Source organism: Pseudomonas simiae, from assembly GCF_000934565.1.
Classification (GTDB): Bacteria; Pseudomonadota; Gammaproteobacteria; order Pseudomonadales; family Pseudomonadaceae; genus Aquipseudomonas; species Aquipseudomonas simiae.
The window spans coordinates 956,612-971,703 of record NZ_CP010896.1 but is presented as its reverse complement, the minus strand read 5'-3'; the positions used below and the strand labels follow the sequence as shown (position 1 = coordinate 971,703).

Annotated in this window: 13 protein-coding genes; 1 reads left to right on the top strand and 12 read right to left on the bottom strand. The window is 61.0% G+C overall.

Going from position 1 to position 15,092, the window contains the following annotated elements:
* Nucleotides 1-17: 17 nt before the first annotated feature.
* The 5 genes from PF1751_RS04310 to pmbA all read right to left on the bottom strand — a co-directional run bounded on the left by PF1751_RS04310 (nt 18) and on the right by pmbA (nt 4,348).
* Nucleotides 18-629: a superoxide dismutase gene (locus PF1751_RS04310; protein ID WP_010213122.1), complete on the bottom strand. Its 612-nt coding sequence runs from the start codon at nt 627-629 to the stop codon at nt 18-20.
* A 1-nt stretch (nt 630) separates the two neighbouring features.
* Entirely contained in the window at nt 631-1,059 is a 429-nt protein-coding gene (locus PF1751_RS04305) for a hypothetical protein (RefSeq protein WP_010213123.1), read from the bottom strand.
* 27 nt (nt 1,060-1,086) lie between these two features.
* Nucleotides 1,087-2,463 carry a class II fumarate hydratase gene (locus tag PF1751_RS04300; protein WP_044286644.1) on the bottom strand — a complete coding sequence of 459 codons (1,377 nt, stop codon included), beginning with the start codon at nt 2,461-2,463 and terminating at the stop codon, nt 1,087-1,089.
* Entirely contained in the window at nt 2,456-2,851 is a 396-nt protein-coding gene (locus PF1751_RS04295) for a hypothetical protein (protein WP_021491886.1), read from the bottom strand. Before PF1751_RS04295 ends, PF1751_RS04300 begins: the two co-directional genes overlap by 8 nt.
* A 150-nt stretch (nt 2,852-3,001) precedes the next feature.
* A complete protein-coding gene (pmbA, locus tag PF1751_RS04290) occupies nt 3,002-4,348 on the bottom strand; it encodes a metalloprotease PmbA (protein WP_010213126.1) in 1,347 nt (448 codons plus the stop codon).
* A 108-nt stretch (nt 4,349-4,456) separates the two neighbouring features.
* Between pmbA and yjgA the strand changes: the two genes are divergently transcribed.
* Entirely contained in the window at nt 4,457-4,978 is a 522-nt protein-coding gene (gene yjgA / locus PF1751_RS04285; RefSeq protein WP_010213128.1) for a ribosome biogenesis factor YjgA, read from the top strand.
* A 45-nt stretch (nt 4,979-5,023) separates the two neighbouring features.
* Here the strand turns inward: yjgA and tldD are convergent, their stop codons facing one another.
* From tldD to mreC, 7 genes are all read right to left on the bottom strand, one after another.
* A complete protein-coding gene (gene tldD, locus PF1751_RS04280) occupies nt 5,024-6,466 on the bottom strand; it encodes a metalloprotease TldD (RefSeq protein ID WP_010213129.1) in 1,443 nt (480 codons plus the stop codon).
* A 16-nt stretch (nt 6,467-6,482) separates the two neighbouring features.
* Nucleotides 6,483-7,331 (bottom strand): carbon-nitrogen hydrolase family protein, encoded by an 849-nt coding sequence (locus PF1751_RS04275; protein WP_042571666.1) that lies wholly within the window; start codon nt 7,329-7,331, stop codon nt 6,483-6,485.
* 48 nt (nt 7,332-7,379) lie between these two features.
* Nucleotides 7,380-11,195, bottom strand: a complete 3,816-nt coding sequence (locus PF1751_RS04270; RefSeq protein ID WP_042571665.1) for a YhdP family protein — start codon at nt 11,193-11,195, stop codon at nt 7,380-7,382.
* 76 nt (nt 11,196-11,271) lie between these two features.
* The gene (gene rng / locus PF1751_RS04265) at nt 11,272-12,729 is read right to left on the bottom strand and encodes a ribonuclease G (protein ID WP_010213134.1); all 1,458 of its coding nucleotides are present in this window, start codon (nt 12,727-12,729) and stop codon (nt 11,272-11,274) included.
* Nucleotides 12,730-12,799: 70 nt separating this feature from the next.
* On the bottom strand, nt 12,800-13,396 hold the full coding sequence (locus tag PF1751_RS04260) for a Maf family protein (protein ID WP_010213136.1): 597 nt from the start codon (nt 13,394-13,396) through the stop codon (nt 12,800-12,802).
* Between the two features lie 51 nt (nt 13,397-13,447).
* On the bottom strand, nt 13,448-13,936 hold the full coding sequence (mreD, locus tag PF1751_RS04255) for a rod shape-determining protein MreD (RefSeq protein ID WP_010213138.1): 489 nt from the start codon (nt 13,934-13,936) through the stop codon (nt 13,448-13,450).
* Complete coding sequence (gene mreC, locus PF1751_RS04250) at nt 13,936-14,988, bottom strand: rod shape-determining protein MreC (RefSeq protein WP_370737436.1); 1,053 nt, start codon at nt 14,986-14,988, stop codon at nt 13,936-13,938. The genes mreD and mreC overlap by 1 nt, the downstream gene beginning before the upstream one ends.
* Nucleotides 14,989-15,092 lie beyond the last annotated feature (104 nt).

Sequence of the window (15,092 nt, the reverse complement as noted above, 5' to 3'; positions counted from 1 at the left end):
TGTTATGAAGGTGAATGTCAGGCCACGGCGGCCTGATAGCGTGCGGCGACTTCTGGCCAGTTGATAACACTGTAGAAGGCATTGATGTATTCCGGGCGGCGGTTCTGGTACAGCAAATAGTAGGCGTGTTCCCAGACGTCCAGACCGAGGATCGGCGTGTTGCCGCTCATCAGCGGACTGTCTTGGTTACCGCTGCTTTCCACCACCAGGGTCTTTTGTGGATTGACGCTCAGCCAGGCCCAGCCGCTGCCAAAACGGGTCAACGCAGCCTTGGTGAAAGCCTCCTTGAAGCTGTCGAAACCGCCCAACTGCTCCTCGATGGCTTTTCCCAATGCGCCGTCGGGTTTACCGCCACCTTTGGGCGACATCACTGCCCAGAACAGCGAGTGGTTGGCATGGCCGCCGCCCTGATTGATCACGGCTGCGCGCAGTTTTTCCGGCAGTTGCTGCACGCTGGAGACCAGCTTCTCCACCGGCCAGCCGGCGAACTCGGTGCCGTCGACGGCAGCGTTGAGGTTGTTGATGTAGGTCTGATGGTGCTTGGTGTAGTGGATCTCCATGGTTTGCGCATCGATATGCGGTTCCAGGGCGTCGTAGGCGTAAGGCAATGCAGGCAAGGTATAAGTCATATCAATGTGCTCCGTATTGAGGAGGGGTGGGTTGCGCCGCTGCGCCACCCAACAGGCGATGAGTGCGAGGGTACTCGCCGTGATCGCTGATGAAATTCAAGAGCTCGACGTAGGTCTTGCTGCTCTGGCGCAGCGCCGCTTCCCGCAATTGCGGGCTCAGCCGCGGATCCTGCAGGGTCTGCAGCAGGCGCTGGTGGATGGCGCAAAGGTATTCCGCGCTTTCCTCCGGCTGGTTCAGGCGCAGGTGAAGGTCCGCCAGGTTGTGATGGGAAATGACGCAAGCCGCCACTGCTTCGTCGGCGTCCGCCCAGCGTTCGAACAACACTTGGGCCAAGGCGAGGGCTTGCAAATAGGCCTCGCGAGCGTCCACCAACTCGCCTGCCATAAAGCAGCGATTGGCCCGTTCGATCGTGCGTTTCCAGTGCTCCATGGTGAGCCTCCAAAGCAGGGTCGGTGATTACACGCCGCCGGCCGTGAGCTTTTCCGGATCCAGCAGAACTTCCAGTTGGCTGCGCGGTAAGTCGGTGTGTTCAAGGGTGACGTCAATCACCGGACGGCCTTGCTGATAGGCCTTCTTGGCAATTTCAGCGGCCTTTTGGTAACCGATGATCGGGTTGAGCGCGGTCACCAGGATCGGGTTGCGCGACAGCGCTTCCTTGAGCTTGGCTTCGTTGACCTTGAAACTGGCGATGGCTTTATCGGCCAGCAAACGGCTGGCATTGGCCAGCAATTCGAGGCTGCTGAGCAGGTTCTGCGCGATGATCGGCAGCATCACGTTCAACTCGAAGTTGCCGGACTGGCCTGCGACGGTGATCACCGCGTCATTACCGATAACCTGGGCGGCAACCATCGCCGTCGCTTCCGGGATCACCGGATTGACCTTGCCAGGCATGATCGACGAGCCAGGCTGCAGGCCTTCCAGTTCGATTTCACCCAGGCCCGCGAGCGGACCGGAGTTCATCCAGCGCAGGTCGTTAGCGATTTTCATCAGCGACACGGCAATGGCTTTTAACTGGCCGGAGACCGCGACGGCGGTGTCCTGGGAGCCAATCAGCGCGAACAGGTTCTTGCCGGGCGTGAATTTCACGCCGGTCAGGCTGCTCAGTTGCTGACTGAAACGCACAGCGAATTCCGGGTGTGCGTTGATCCCGGTGCCAACCGCCGTACCGCCTTGGGCCAGCGCTTGCAGGCTCGGCAATAGATCCTGCAAGTGGCCGATATTGGCCTTGAGCTGCTGCGACCAACCGTTGAGCACCTGGCTCATGCGCACAGGCATGGCATCCATCAGGTGCGTTCGGCCGGTTTTGATGAACGGGTGAACCTCCTCGGCTTTCTGTTCAATGACTTGCACCAAATGCAGCAGGGCCGGCAGCGTTTGCTCATGCAGGACCAGTGCGGCACTGACATGGATGGTGGTCGGAATGATGTCGTTGCTGCTTTGGCCGCAGTTCACGTGGTCGTTGGGGTTGACCGATTCGCCGAGCAACCGGGTAGCGAGGGTGGCAATCACTTCATTGGCGTTCATGTTGGAGCTAGTGCCGGAGCCCGTCTGGAAGACATCCACCGGGAAGTGACGCATGAAGTCGCCTTCCAGCAAGCCTTGGGCGGCGTCGACGATGGCCTTGCCCTGGCCTTCGCTGATTTGCTTGAGGTCGACGTTGACCTTGGCGGCGGCGGTCTTGGCCAGGATCAGGGCGCGGATGAATTGCGCCGGCATGCGTTGATGACTGATCGGGAAGTTGTTCACCGCGCGCTGGGTTTGCGCGCCATACAAGGCCTCGGCCGGCACTTGCAGTTCGCCCATGCTGTCGCGTTCGATACGGGTGTTACTCATCGGAAGATCCTTGCACCAGGTCAGAAACAGAAATCGAGGGCAGCAGCTCGCAGGTCGCCAATCGCCACGCAAAGGACTGCCAGCGCTTGAGGCGGCATGCGCAGTGGGAGAGTTTTTCCAGGTCGCGCAGGGGGCGCCAGGCTTGATCCAGGCACAGAGAGCGCCAATGCCAGGGCAGTGCGATGTCGCTGGCGGTATCGAGCAGCAGGTGGAATGAAGTTTCTGCGATCGTCCACGGATGGGTCGCCGTGCAGCACGCCAGGTATCGCCCCTCATTGAGGTAATGTTCGATCAGGCGCGGTTCGTTGGGGTCGAGGCCGCAGCGAATCTGGCGACTCATCCAGCGCCAGCTCTCCAGGTAAGGATCCTCATGCAGGACAGAACTCATGATCCACACTCATTCGGTAATGATATTTATTATTAAATGATATTGAGAATCAAAACAAGTGCAACAAACTAGCCACCTGCAATGCACGCACAAAAAAAGGCGCGCCGTCTTGAGGAGGGCGCGCCTTTATTGGGTGAAGCGTCGGAAGGATCAGCTGCCAGCGACAGTCATCCGCTCGATCAACACCGAACCTGTGCGAATGTTGCTGCGCAGTTCCAGATCATTACCCACAGCAACGATCTGCTTGAACATGTCGCGCATATTGCCGGCGATGGTCACCTCCTGGACGGCAAACTGAATTTCGCCATTTTCCACCCAGAAACCCGCCGCCCCGCGGGAGTAATCACCGGTGACCATGTTCAGGCCATGGCCCATCAACTCAGTCACCAGCAGGCCACGCCCCATTCGCCGCAGCAGCGCCGCCTGGTCTTCATCGCCGTGGGTGACGAACAGGTTATGCACGCCGCCGGAGTTGGCGGTGCTGGGCAGGCCCAGCTTGCGACCGGCGTATGTGCCCAGCACGTAAGACACCAACTCGCCCTTCTCGACGAACGGCTTGGCATAAGTCGCCAGGCCATCACCGTCGAACGACGTACTGCCCATGGCGCGCATCAAGTGCGGACGTTCATCGATGGTCAGCCACTCCGGGAACAGTTTCTGGCCAATCGAGCCTTCCAGGAACGAGGATTTGCGGTACAAGTTGCCACCGGAAATCGCCCCCAGGAAGCTGCCAAACAACCCACCGGCCAGTTCCGCCGAGAACAGCACCGGCACTTCACAGGTCGGCACCGGGCGCGCACCCAGACGGCTCGCCGCACGCTGCGCGGCGCGCTGACCAATGCTGACCGCGTCCGCCAGCAACTCGCCCTGACGGTTCACGTCATACCAGTAATCACGCTGCATCTGGCCATCGGCTTCGGCAATCATCACGCAGCTCAAGCTATGACGGGTGGATGCATAACCACCGATAAAGCCATGGCTGTTGCCATACACGCGGCACCCCTGGTGCGTGCTCAACGTGGTGCCATCCGCGTTCTTGATGCGGGGATCGGCGTCGAACGCGGCCGCTTCGCAGATCAGCGCCTTTTCAATGGCCTGTTCGGGTGTGATATCCCATGCGTGAAACAGATCGAAATCCTGCAGGTCCTTGGCCATCAGCGCTTTATCGGCCAGGCCAGAGCTTTCATCCTCGGAGGTGTGCTTGGCGATTGCCAACGCTGCGGCCACCGTCTCGCGGATCGCGTCCGGACCGCTGGCCGAGGTGCTGGCCGAACCTTTGCGCTGCCCCATGTACAGCGTGATGCCGAAACCCTGGTCGCGGTTGAACTCAACAGTCTCCACTTCCCGCTGACGGACCGACGTCGACAGCCCCTGTTCCAGCGACACCGCCACTTCACAGGCACTGGCCCCCTGGCGCTTGGCCTCGGCAAGGATCTGCTCGACTTGTTCCTGCAGTGCCGGTAACGCTTGCGGACCGACGCTTTGGGCTGCACTCATGGTTTTCTCCACTCAAATTCTGCTTTCGGTTAAGGCCATCGAGCGACCGGGCCGGACAAGCGGCCCCCGACTGGTTATCATGGCGGCGTTTCTTTGCGGACTGCCACCATGGTTGATTCTTACGACGACTCCCTCGATGGGGAGAAAAGCAAAACCCAGGTCAAACGTGAGCTGCATGCTCTGGTCGACCTCGGCGAGCGCCTTACAACGCTCAAAAAAGACTTGATTGCAAAACTGCCACTGACCGACGAAATGCGTCGTGCCCTGGCCGATGCGCCCAAGCACACCGCGAATATCGCGCGTAAACGGCACATCTCGTTTATCGGCAAGCTCATGCGCGATCAGGACATCGACGCCATTTTGACTTTGCTCGATCAAACCGATGCCTCGACTCGCCAGTACAACGAACGCTTCCATAACCTGGAACGCTGGCGTGACCGCCTGATCTCGGGCGATGACGCGGTGCTGGAGAAATTCGTGATGGACTACCCGGATGCGGACCGCCAGCAACTGCGCTCCCTGATCCGTCAGGCCCAGCACGAACTGGCGCATAACAAGGCGCCCGCCACCAGCCGTAAAATCTTCAAGTACATCCGTGAGCTGGACGAGACTCAACGCGGCCTGCGTTGATCCTCTTCCCCGGGTGGCGTTCTGCGCCACCCGAAGCTCCACCCCTTACGACCCCGTGCCACCCACGGTGATCGCATCAATCTTCAGCGTTGGCTGGCCGACACCCACCGGCACCGACTGCCCATCCTTCCCGCAGGTACCCACGCCGCTGTCCAGCGACAGGTCGTTACCGACCATCGACACCTTGCTCATCGCTTCAGGACCGTTACCAATCAACGTTGCGCCTTTGACCGGCGCGGTGATCTTGCCGTCTTCGATCAGGTACGCCTCGCTGGTGGAGAACACGAACTTGCCGCTGGTGATGTCCACCTGACCGCCGCCGAGGTTGGCGCAGTAGATGCCGCGTTTCACCGAAGCAATGATTTCCGCCGGATCGCTTTCGCCACCGAGCATGTAGGTGTTGGTCATCCGCGGCATCGGCAGGTGCGCGTAGGATTCACGCCGACCGTTACCGGTGCGCGCCACGCCCATCAGGCGGGCGTTAAGCTTGTCTTGCATGTAGCCCTTGAGCACGCCGTTTTCGATCAGGGTGGTGCATTCGGTTGGCGTGCCTTCGTCGTCGACGCTCAGCGAGCCACGGCGCCCGGCCAGGGTGCCATCATCGACGATGGTGCAGAGCTTGGACGCAACCATCTCGCCCATGCGCCCGCTATAGGCCGAACTGCCCTTGCGGTTGAAGTCACCTTCCAGGCCATGGCCGACCGCTTCGTGCAGCAGCACGCCGGACCAGCCCGAACCCAACACCACCGGCAAAGTACCAGCCGGCGCCGGGATGGCCTCCAGATTGACCAGCGCCTGGCGCAACGCTTCACGGGCATACCCCATGGCACGGTCGTCGGTGAGGAAATAACGGTAGTCGGTACGCCCGCCGCCGCCATGGCCACCGCGTTCGCGGCGACCGTTCTGTTCGACGATCACACTGACGTTGAAGCGCACCAGCGGCCGCACATCCGCCGCCAGGCCGCCGTCGGTGGACGCCACCAGAATGCGCTCCCACACACCGGCCATGCTCACGGTGACTTGCTGGATACGCGGGTCGAGGGCGCGGGTTGCAGCGTCGATACGCTTGAGCAGCTCGACCTTTTCCGCACGACTGATCACTTCCAGGGGGTTATCCGGCGCGTACAACTGCGCCACGTCCTGGGTGCTGAACGCCTGCACCGTGCCATTTTGGCCCGCACGGGAGATCGAGCGCGCGGCACGCGCGGCCAGGCCCAAGGCTTCCAGGGTGATCGCGTTGCTGTAGGCAAAACCGGTTTTCTCACCGGACTGCGCACGCACACCCACACCCTGATCGAGGTTGAAACTGCCTTCCTTGACGATGCCGTCTTCCAGAGCCCAGGACTCGGAAATCTGCCCCTGGAAATACAGGTCGGCCGCGTCGATGCCCGGCCCGGCCAGATCGCCAAGCACGGTTTGCAAGCTTTCGATGGTCACGCCACCGGGGGCCAGGAGGTGATCACTGACTGAGGACAACAACTCGCTCATAGGTATGGCCTTAAATTCATCGTTCCGAAGCAGGTCGCTGTGCGCCCTGCGAGAAAAAGCGCCGATGGTTGACCACCGGCATGCGCGCCCGTATCGACGCCTGTTCACTGCTATCGCGTTCGGCCAGCAACACCGCTTCGCCTTGATCCTGTTTTGCCAGCACACGGCCCCAAGGGTCGACAATCGCCGCGTGGCCATAGGTTTCCCGTGGCCCCGGATGCACCCCGCCTTGAGCCGCCGCCAGCAGGTAACACTGGGTCTCGATGGCACGTGCACGGATCAGCACATCCCAGTGCGCGGCGCCGGTCACCGCCGTAAACGCTGAAGGCGCGGTGATCAATTCAGCCCCCGCCGCGCGCAGCTCACTGTACAGCTCGGGGAAGCGCAGGTCATAACACACCGTCAGGCCCAACCGGCCGACGGGCGTGTCCGCCACCACCACATGATCTCCGAAAGCATAGTCGTCGGATTCGCGATAGCGACCGCGAGCATCGGCGACATCCACATCGAACAGGTGCAGCTTGTCGTAACGGGCAACGATTTCGCCCTGATCATCGACCAGCAGCGAGCAGGCATTGGACTTGGCGTTCGGCCGATCCTTGGGCGGCAGCGGCAAAGTACCGGCCACTATCCATAAGGTGAGGTCGCGGGCGGTCTGTTTCAACCACGGCAGGATCGGGCCTTCGCCCAGCGCTTCGGCGCGACCGATGTCGGCCACGTCGCGGCGGCCCATGGCGGCGAAGTTTTCCGGTAATACCGCCAGCTTCGCGCCACCCGCCGCGGCGTGTTCCAGCAGACGCCGGGCCTGGGCCAGGTTGGCCAGCACATCGCTCTGGCTGACCATTTGAATTACCGCAAAGGACATGGACCGACCCTCCGTAATGGATAGGCCGCCATGCTACTCCACAGGCTCTCAGTTTGGCTTTTCAAATGGCTTATCGAAGGTGATTTTCGGGTCCTTCCACGGGCCTTCGACCTTGTATTGCACGCTGGCAAAGCGCGCAACACGGTCACCGATCAGTTTGTCGATCAGGAACAGCGCGCCACCAATGGCGGGCGCGCCCACGATCAGCGCGGCGATCGGCAGGTTATTGGTCACTGGCAGGGTGACCAGCAGCTTGGCGTCGACACGGTCTGCGACCAGGTCCAGGGTGCCGTTGAGCTCCAGGTTAGTGGAAGGCCCGGTCATGGTGATCGGCTCCCGGGTCACGAACACGCCATTACTGGCCGCCAACAAGCCTTTGACCCGGTCATAGCTCAAACCCTTGCCGAGCAAGTCCGAGAAGTCCAGCCGCAGACGGCGTCCAATGGAGTTGAAGTTCAGCAGGCCAAACACCCGCAGCGCCTGGGCGCCGCCTTCCACTTCTACGAACTGGCCGTTGCGGAACGATGCGTCCAGACTACCGGAGAAACGCTTGGGCCCGACGTAGGCTGGCGAGCCGGGCCAGCGACCGTCCACATCCAGATGGAAATCCTGACTGGTGACAGTGGGCGCATAACCCCAACCCTTGAGCACATCACCGATATTCTTGCCATCCAGGCGGCCTTTGTACCAACTGCTGCTGTCGCCCGCCGTCCCTTCCCAACCACCGGCGCCCTTGAGCTGCATGCCCTTGAGGCCAAGGTCCAGGTTATTGAAGGCCATGCCTTTGGCCGTCGGGCGGATTTTCAGCGACCAGGTGCCTATCAGGTCCGGGCCCTGGAACAGCTGGTCGATGGCGATATCCAGTGCAGGGATATTTTTTGGATCGACATCGGCCAAGGGGTCTGGCGCGTTTTCGTCAGCCTGCACCGTCGGGTCCACTGCCGGCAGCTTCACATACTGCAGGTTGATCGCAATCGGCGCGCCTTTGGCGTCCGGCAGGTTGACCGTGCCCTTGGCTTGCTGACTGTCGAGCTGCAGGCCCCAGGCCGCAGGCTTGCGGTCCAGTTGCAGATTGACCTGATCAAACTGAGTGCCAAAGCCGGTCAGCTTGCCTACCTTGAAGTCGGCGCCACTGAGCAACTGCTTCGCGCTACCGCCCGGATCATTGCCCGCGTAGCGGTCTACCAGTTTCTTCCACGGGTCGATATCGAGTTCAGACAGCACGCCGCGAATACGCAAACCCTTGGCCCCTGGCAACACTGCATCGCCATCGCCGAGGAAAAGTTCGCCACGCCCGTCGTTGAATTTGTCCGGCGGCGCGGCAAACGTGAAGTTGGCCAGTTCGCCGTAGTCAAACCAATAACGACGCTCGGCGCCCTGCAAGGTCATGCGGAACACACTGTCACGTCCTTGGCTGGCGGGCATGCCGAACGGTGCCGGCAGGTCCACGGCAACGCCCTTCAGATTGGAGCTGACCATCAATTGGCTATCGGCGCCATCCAGGGTCAGTTGCAGTTGGTAAGGCACATCGCCAGACACTGGCAACGGTTGGCTGATATTCAACCAGTCCGTCAGCCGCTTGACCGTCACTTGGCCCTTGGCAGTCACACGCGTGCTGATATTCCCCGGCTTGCCATCGGCAACAATCTGCGCAGTGATCGGCCGGTCGAACGCCTGGGCCGTGATGTTCTGGCCACTGAGGCCCTTGGCGCTGTCGAAACGGAAATCGCCCTTGAGCTGGGTCAAGTCCAGGGTCGGCTCTGCCAATTGCAGGCGTGACTTATCCGTCTTGAAGTCCACCACGATCTTCGGCTCGGTGCCTTTCGCCAGTGGTATATCCAGGTCAAGGCTGCCTTGCAGGTCACCGTCACCTTTCCAGCCGGCAAAGGTCGAAGCGGTGCCGATCGGCGCTTCCTGGAGGATTTTCAAACCATCGCCCAAGCCACCGGCAAACCCACCCGTCAACAACAGATGACTGTCCTTGCCCTCCGGGGCGTGGGGAATATTGACGTAGACGTCCTTGACCTTGGTGTCGAGCAACTGGCCCTTGCTGGCGAGGATGCGTACGCCGCTCTCCTCGACAAACACTTCGCCGCTGACCTTGCTCACATGAGGCCAGCCTGGCTGAAACGCCAATTCGGCGTCATGCACCTTGAAGAACAGGCTGATATTACGCGACGCCGGTAGCGCGTCGTGGTTCAGCGACCCCTGATACTGGAAGAAGCCCTGGTCCACTGCGCCCTTGAGAATCGCGGTGCGCAGCCACTCATCCAGCGCCGGGCTCAACACCGCAGGCAGGTACTTGGGGGTGAATCGCCCATCCCCATCGACCATGCCGACCCGCAGGTCCATGTAGTCTTCCTGGCTGTGGTCGAAATGCAGGCGAATCAGGAAATCGGCAGCGACGTTGCCCTCCTCACCCAGCACCTTGATGTATGGGGCAATCAGGGTGAAGCCTTCCTTGTCGAGCTTCCACGTCAGGCGTGCATTGGCCTGGATGTACTGCCACGGCTTGGCAAAGATCGGATCGAGGTGCAGGGAAAAGTCCTTGCTGTCCATGCGTAACTCGCCATGGCCCAGATCGCCGCTGATGCTGCCGGATACGTTACGCGCGGCGGGCGCACCCATGTAGGCATCAAACCCGATGCGTTCGAGGTTGGCGGCGAAGCTGACTTTTTGATCGGTCGTATCTTCAGGACGAAAGTCCACCAGCACATTACGCAGCAGGCCTGTGGCCTTAAGGTGCTGGATAGTCTTGGCAAAACCTTCCGGCAGCGGCGCCAGGGCATTGAGCAGCGGCGTGATCGGGGTCAGGTCCAGGCGATCGGCCTGGAGCTTCCAGGCTTCCAGGTCCTTGTCGGTGGCCAGGCGCTGTTGCAGTTGCAGGCGCGATTCCCAGCGGGTGTCCCCCAAGTTCATCGCCAGTGAGTCGAACAGGACCTTGAGACCGGTTTCGCTGCGTTGCAGGTAAGCGGTGAGCGCCAGATTCTCGATATGCACAGGTTTGCGGTCGGCGTAGCTGCCCTTCACCTGCGGCGAATTGAGGCGCACCACCGCGCTCTGCACGGTGCCTTGGGCCCAGGTCAGCCAGAATTCACCACCGGCCTTGAATTGGGTGAGCTTCCACTGCTGGGTCAGTTTGGCCGGAATCCACTTGGCCCAGTCGCTTTGCGGCAGGCTCAGGTAGGCCTGGACTTCACCGTCCTTCCATTGACTGGCGCGAATACGCGTGCGCAGGCTCACCGCCAATGGCTGGCCGTCGGGCAAGGTCAGGCGTGCATCCAGGCGTTGGCGGGTGACGCCAGTGTGCAGGCTCAGGCCGACATACGTCAGGGTCACCGGCGCCTGGTCAAATGGCTGCAAGGTCACCTGGCTGTCGAGCAACGACACGCGCTCGACCTTTTGCATGTTCTTGAGCAGCTGCTCAGGGTCCACGGGCTGATCGTCCTGCACCGGCAGACCTTGCAGCGCCCACTTGCCATCCTTGTCTTCCTTGGCACTGAGCTGCAGACCGCCGACCTGCAGGTGGGCAATGCGCACCTCGCGGGCCATCAGGCTGGCCCACATATCCGGCACCACTTCGACCTGATCCAGACGCAAGGCACTGCTGCCCTCGCCCAGCATCACATCGTGGGCCCGCAATACCGGTGCGAACCCGCTCCAGCGGCCTTCAACGCTGCCAATGTGCAGCGGCATGTCCACCGCGGCCTGGGCCTTGGCTTCGATCTCCGCACGGTACTCGGCCACCAGCGGCGTCAATTCACGCCCCAGGCTCACATACACCGCCGCCAATACCAGCAACAAGGCACAGAGGCCCAGGCTCCAACGGGTCAAAGCGGCAAAAAAGCGTATCAGACGCTCCATGTCAGGCGACCCTCAAGGCAGTAGTCGGACGGCAGATCAAGGCCTGCCTGTCTCATAAAAGGTAAGCGAATGGGGATCAGAGCAGCACCACGTCGTATTGTTCCTGGGAATACATGGTTTCGACCTGGAAGCGTATCGTGCGCCCGATAAACCCTTCCAGCTCAGCAACGTTACCGGACTCTTCATCCAGCAACCGGTCGACCACTTTCTGGTTGGCGAGCACTCTGTAACCTTCGGCCTGGTAGGCTCGCGCTTCTCGCAGGATTTCGCGGAAAATCTCGTAGCAAACGGTTTCCGGCGTCTTCAATTTACCGCGCCCCTGGCAACTGCTGCACGGCTCGCACAATACCTGCTCCAGGCTTTCGCGGGTGCGCTTGCGCGTCATCTGCACCAGGCCCAGCTCGGTGATGCCGATAATGTTGGTCTTGGCGTGATCGCGCTCCAGCTGTTTCTCCAGGGTACGCAGTACTTGGCGCTGGTGCTCTTCATCTTCCATGTCGATGAAGTCGATGATGATGATGCCGCCGAGGTTGCGCAGGCGCAGTTGGCGCGCGATCGCGGTGGCGGCTTCGAGGTTGGTCTTGAAGATGGTTTCTTCGAGGTTGCGATGGCCCACGAACGCGCCGGTGTTGACGTCGATAGTGGTCATGGCTTCCGCCGGGTCCACCACCAGGTAGCCTCCGGACTTGAGTGGCACCTTGCGTTCCAGGGCTTTCTGGATTTCGTCTTCGACGCCATACAGGTCGAAGATCGGTCGCTCGCCGGGGTAGTGTTCCAGGCGGTCGGCAATTTCCGGCATCAGCTCGGCCACAAATTGCGTGGTGCGCTGGAATGTTTCCCGCGAGTCGATGCGAATTTTCTCAATCTTCGGGCTGACCAGGTCGCGCAACGTACGCAGGGCCAGGCCGAGGTCTTCGTAGATCACACTGGGTGCGCCGATGGTCTTGATCTGTGCGCCGATCTGGTCCCATAGCCGCCGTAGATAACGGATATCCATGAGGATCTCATCGGCACCCGCACCTTCAGCGGCAGTGCGCAGGATGAAGCCGCCCGCTTCCTTGATGCCTTCGGCAGCCACGCAGTCGCTGACCACCTTTTTGAGACGCTCGCGCTCGGCTTCGTCTTCGATCTTCAGGGAAATACCGACATGCGCGGTGCGCGGCATGTACACCAGGTAACGCGACGGAATCGACAGCTGAGTGGTCAGGCGCGCGCCTTTGGAACCGATGGGGTCCTTGGTGACTTGCACCACCAGGCTCTGCCCTTCGTGCACCAAGGCGCTGATGCTTTCTACCGCCGGCCCTTCGCGCAGGGAAATTTCCGAAGCATGGATAAACGCGGCTCGGTCCAGGCCGATGTCGACGAACGCCGCCTGCATTCCCGGCAATACCCGCACGACTTTGCCTTTGTAGATATTGCCGACGATCCCGCGTTTCTGGGTGCGCTCAACGTGCACTTCTTGCAGAACACCGTTCTCTACCACCGCCACGCGCGATTCCATCGGCGTGATATTGATCAGAATCTCTTCACTCATGGCTGGGTCTCGTTCAGGCGTTTTCACAATAGTGACCGGTCGCTTAAGGCTGGGCGCTGGAATACGGCGTTCAGCGCGCGGTAAGGTTTTGCCAACAGGGTATGCCGAATTGGGCGAGCAGTTGTGCGGTTTCGCACACCGGCAGGCCTACCACAGCGGAATAACTGCCATTGAGTCCGGCGACAAATACTGAGCCCAACCCTTGAATAGCATAGCCGCCCGCCTTGTCCTGGGGTTCGCCACTCTGCCAGTAGGTGGTCGCTTCCTCGACGGAAATCCCGCGAAACCGTACACGACTGCTTACACAAACAGTCTCGCAACGCTGGCCATCGGTGAGGGCAATAGCGGTCAGCACGTCATGTTCACGCCCCGCCAGCGCCATCAGCATTGCCAGGGCATCGGCCTGATCCACGGGCTTACCGAGTATCTGGCCATCGACGATCACGGCGGTATCGGCACCCAGCACACACACGTCGTCAGTGCTTTCGAGCACAGCAAAACCCGCCGCCGCCTTGCCGCGCGCAAGGCGCTCGACGTAGGAAACGGCGGATTCGTTTGTAAGAGGAGTTTCATCGATAGCGGCGCTGACCACGGTGAAAGGCACACCGATCTGGACCAGCAGTTCACGCCGCCTCGGGGAGCCCGAGGCCAGGTAAAGCGAATTCATTGCAGACTCTCCCTGTAGGGTTCGATAACCAGGCAGAGCCTCGCAATCCATTCAATTGATTTTATAGCGACGACGCAACCCACGCAGACCGAAGCTGATCCATGGCCAGAGCAAGGCACTGACCAGCGCCGGCAATACCAGCGCCAGGGTTGGCTGGCGGTTGCCGGTCAAGGCGCTCAGCCACAGCTGAACCAACTGCGCCAGGCCGAAGATCACCAGGATCACCAGGCACTGCTGCCACATCGGGAACATGCGCAGGCGTTGCTGCAACGACAACACCAGGAAGGTGATCAGGGTCAGGATCAACGCGTTCTGACCCAGCAAGGTGCCATAGAGCACATCTTCCGCCAAGCCCAGGAACATCGCCGTGACCATGCCGACTTTATGCGGCAGGTTCAGCGACCAGAAGGCCAGCAGCAGTGCCAGCCAGAGCGGGCGCAGGATTTCCATGAATTGCGGCAATGGCGAAACGCTAAGCAGCATACCGATAGCAAAGGTCAGCCAGACGATCCAGCCGTTGCGCGAATGAGTATTGGCCATTATTCCTCCCTCTGCCGCGTGGTTGCCGGGGCAGTTGCCGGAGGCTTGGCAGCCGGTGTCGCGGCTGCGGGTTTAGTCACTGCCGGCTTGGCTGGAGGCGTGCTATGGGCTGCCGGCTTGACCGGGGTGGCGACGGGCGCTGCCGGAGCCGCCGTCGGTGCGGGTGGCCCCACGAATGCCGGCTTGGGCACCGTCGCCGGAACGATCGCAGCTGTACCGTTTTGCTTGTCTTCCGCTTCCTGCGCCTGCGCAGCGTCGTTGGCGCGCTCTTCCGGCGTACGGTTATCACTGAACACCAGTAGCAGGTAACGGCTGCGGTTCAGGGCGGCAGTCGGCACGGCACGCACAATGGCGAACGGCTGACCGGAATCGTGGATTACTTCCTTGACCGTCGCCACCGGGTAACCCGCCGGGAAACGCTGGCCCAGGCCGGAGCTGACCAGCAGATCGCCTTCCTTGATGTCAGCGGTGTCAGCCACATGGCGCAATTCCAGACGCTCCGGATTACCGGTGCCGCTGGCAATCGCGCGCAGGCCATTGCGGTTGACCTGCACCGGAATGCTGTGGGTCGTGTCCGTCAGCAGCAATACCCGCGAGGTGTAGGGCATCAGCTCAACCACCTGGCCCATCAGGCCACGGGCGTCGAGCACGGGCTGGCCGAGGACCACACCGTCGCGCTCACCCTTGTTGATGATGATGCGATGGGTGAAGGGGTTGGGGTCCATGCCGATCAACTCAGCCACTTCGACCTTTTCGTTGACCAGTGCGGAGGAATTGAGCAACTCGCGCAGCCGAACGTTCTGCTCGGTGAGGGCCGCGAGCTTCTGCATGCGCCCCTGCAACAGCAGGTTTTCGGTCTTGAGTTTTTCGTTCTCGGCGACCAGCTCGGTGCGGCTGCCGAATTGGCTGGCCACGCCCTGGTACAGACGTTGCGGCAGGTCGGTGATCCAGTAAGTCTGCATCAACACCAGCGACATCTGGCTGCGCACGGGTTTGAGCAGTGCAAAGCGGGCATCGACCACCATCAGCGCGACCGAAAGCACGACCAGCACCAACAGGCGCACGCCCAATGAGGGGCCTTTGGCGAAAAGCGGTTTAATAAGCCGCTCCTCCCAGGCAAATGTTCTCTTTATTCATACGGCATCTAACCGGCCTG

Coding starts and splice junctions, on each gene's coding strand:
- PF1751_RS04310 (WP_010213122.1), bottom strand. CDS start 629: ATGACTTATACCTTGCCTGCATTGCCTTACGCCTACGACGCCCTGGAA.
- PF1751_RS04305 (WP_010213123.1), bottom strand. CDS start 1,059: ATGGAGCACTGGAAACGCACGATCGAACGGGCCAATCGCTGCTTTATG.
- PF1751_RS04300 (WP_044286644.1), bottom strand. CDS start 2,463: ATGAGTAACACCCGTATCGAACGCGACAGCATGGGCGAACTGCAAGTG.
- PF1751_RS04295 (WP_021491886.1), bottom strand. CDS start 2,851: ATGAGTTCTGTCCTGCATGAGGATCCTTACCTGGAGAGCTGGCGCTGG.
- pmbA (WP_010213126.1), bottom strand. CDS start 4,348: ATGAGTGCAGCCCAAAGCGTCGGTCCGCAAGCGTTACCGGCACTGCAG.
- yjgA (WP_010213128.1), top strand. CDS start 4,457: ATGGTTGATTCTTACGACGACTCCCTCGATGGGGAGAAAAGCAAAACC.
- tldD (WP_010213129.1), bottom strand. CDS start 6,466: ATGAGCGAGTTGTTGTCCTCAGTCAGTGATCACCTCCTGGCCCCCGGT.
- PF1751_RS04275 (WP_042571666.1), bottom strand. CDS start 7,331: ATGTCCTTTGCGGTAATTCAAATGGTCAGCCAGAGCGATGTGCTGGCC.
- PF1751_RS04270 (WP_042571665.1), bottom strand. CDS start 11,195: ATGGAGCGTCTGATACGCTTTTTTGCCGCTTTGACCCGTTGGAGCCTG.
- rng (WP_010213134.1), bottom strand. CDS start 12,729: ATGAGTGAAGAGATTCTGATCAATATCACGCCGATGGAATCGCGCGTG.
- PF1751_RS04260 (WP_010213136.1), bottom strand. CDS start 13,396: ATGAATTCGCTTTACCTGGCCTCGGGCTCCCCGAGGCGGCGTGAACTG.
- mreD (WP_010213138.1), bottom strand. CDS start 13,936: ATGGCCAATACTCATTCGCGCAACGGCTGGATCGTCTGGCTGACCTTT.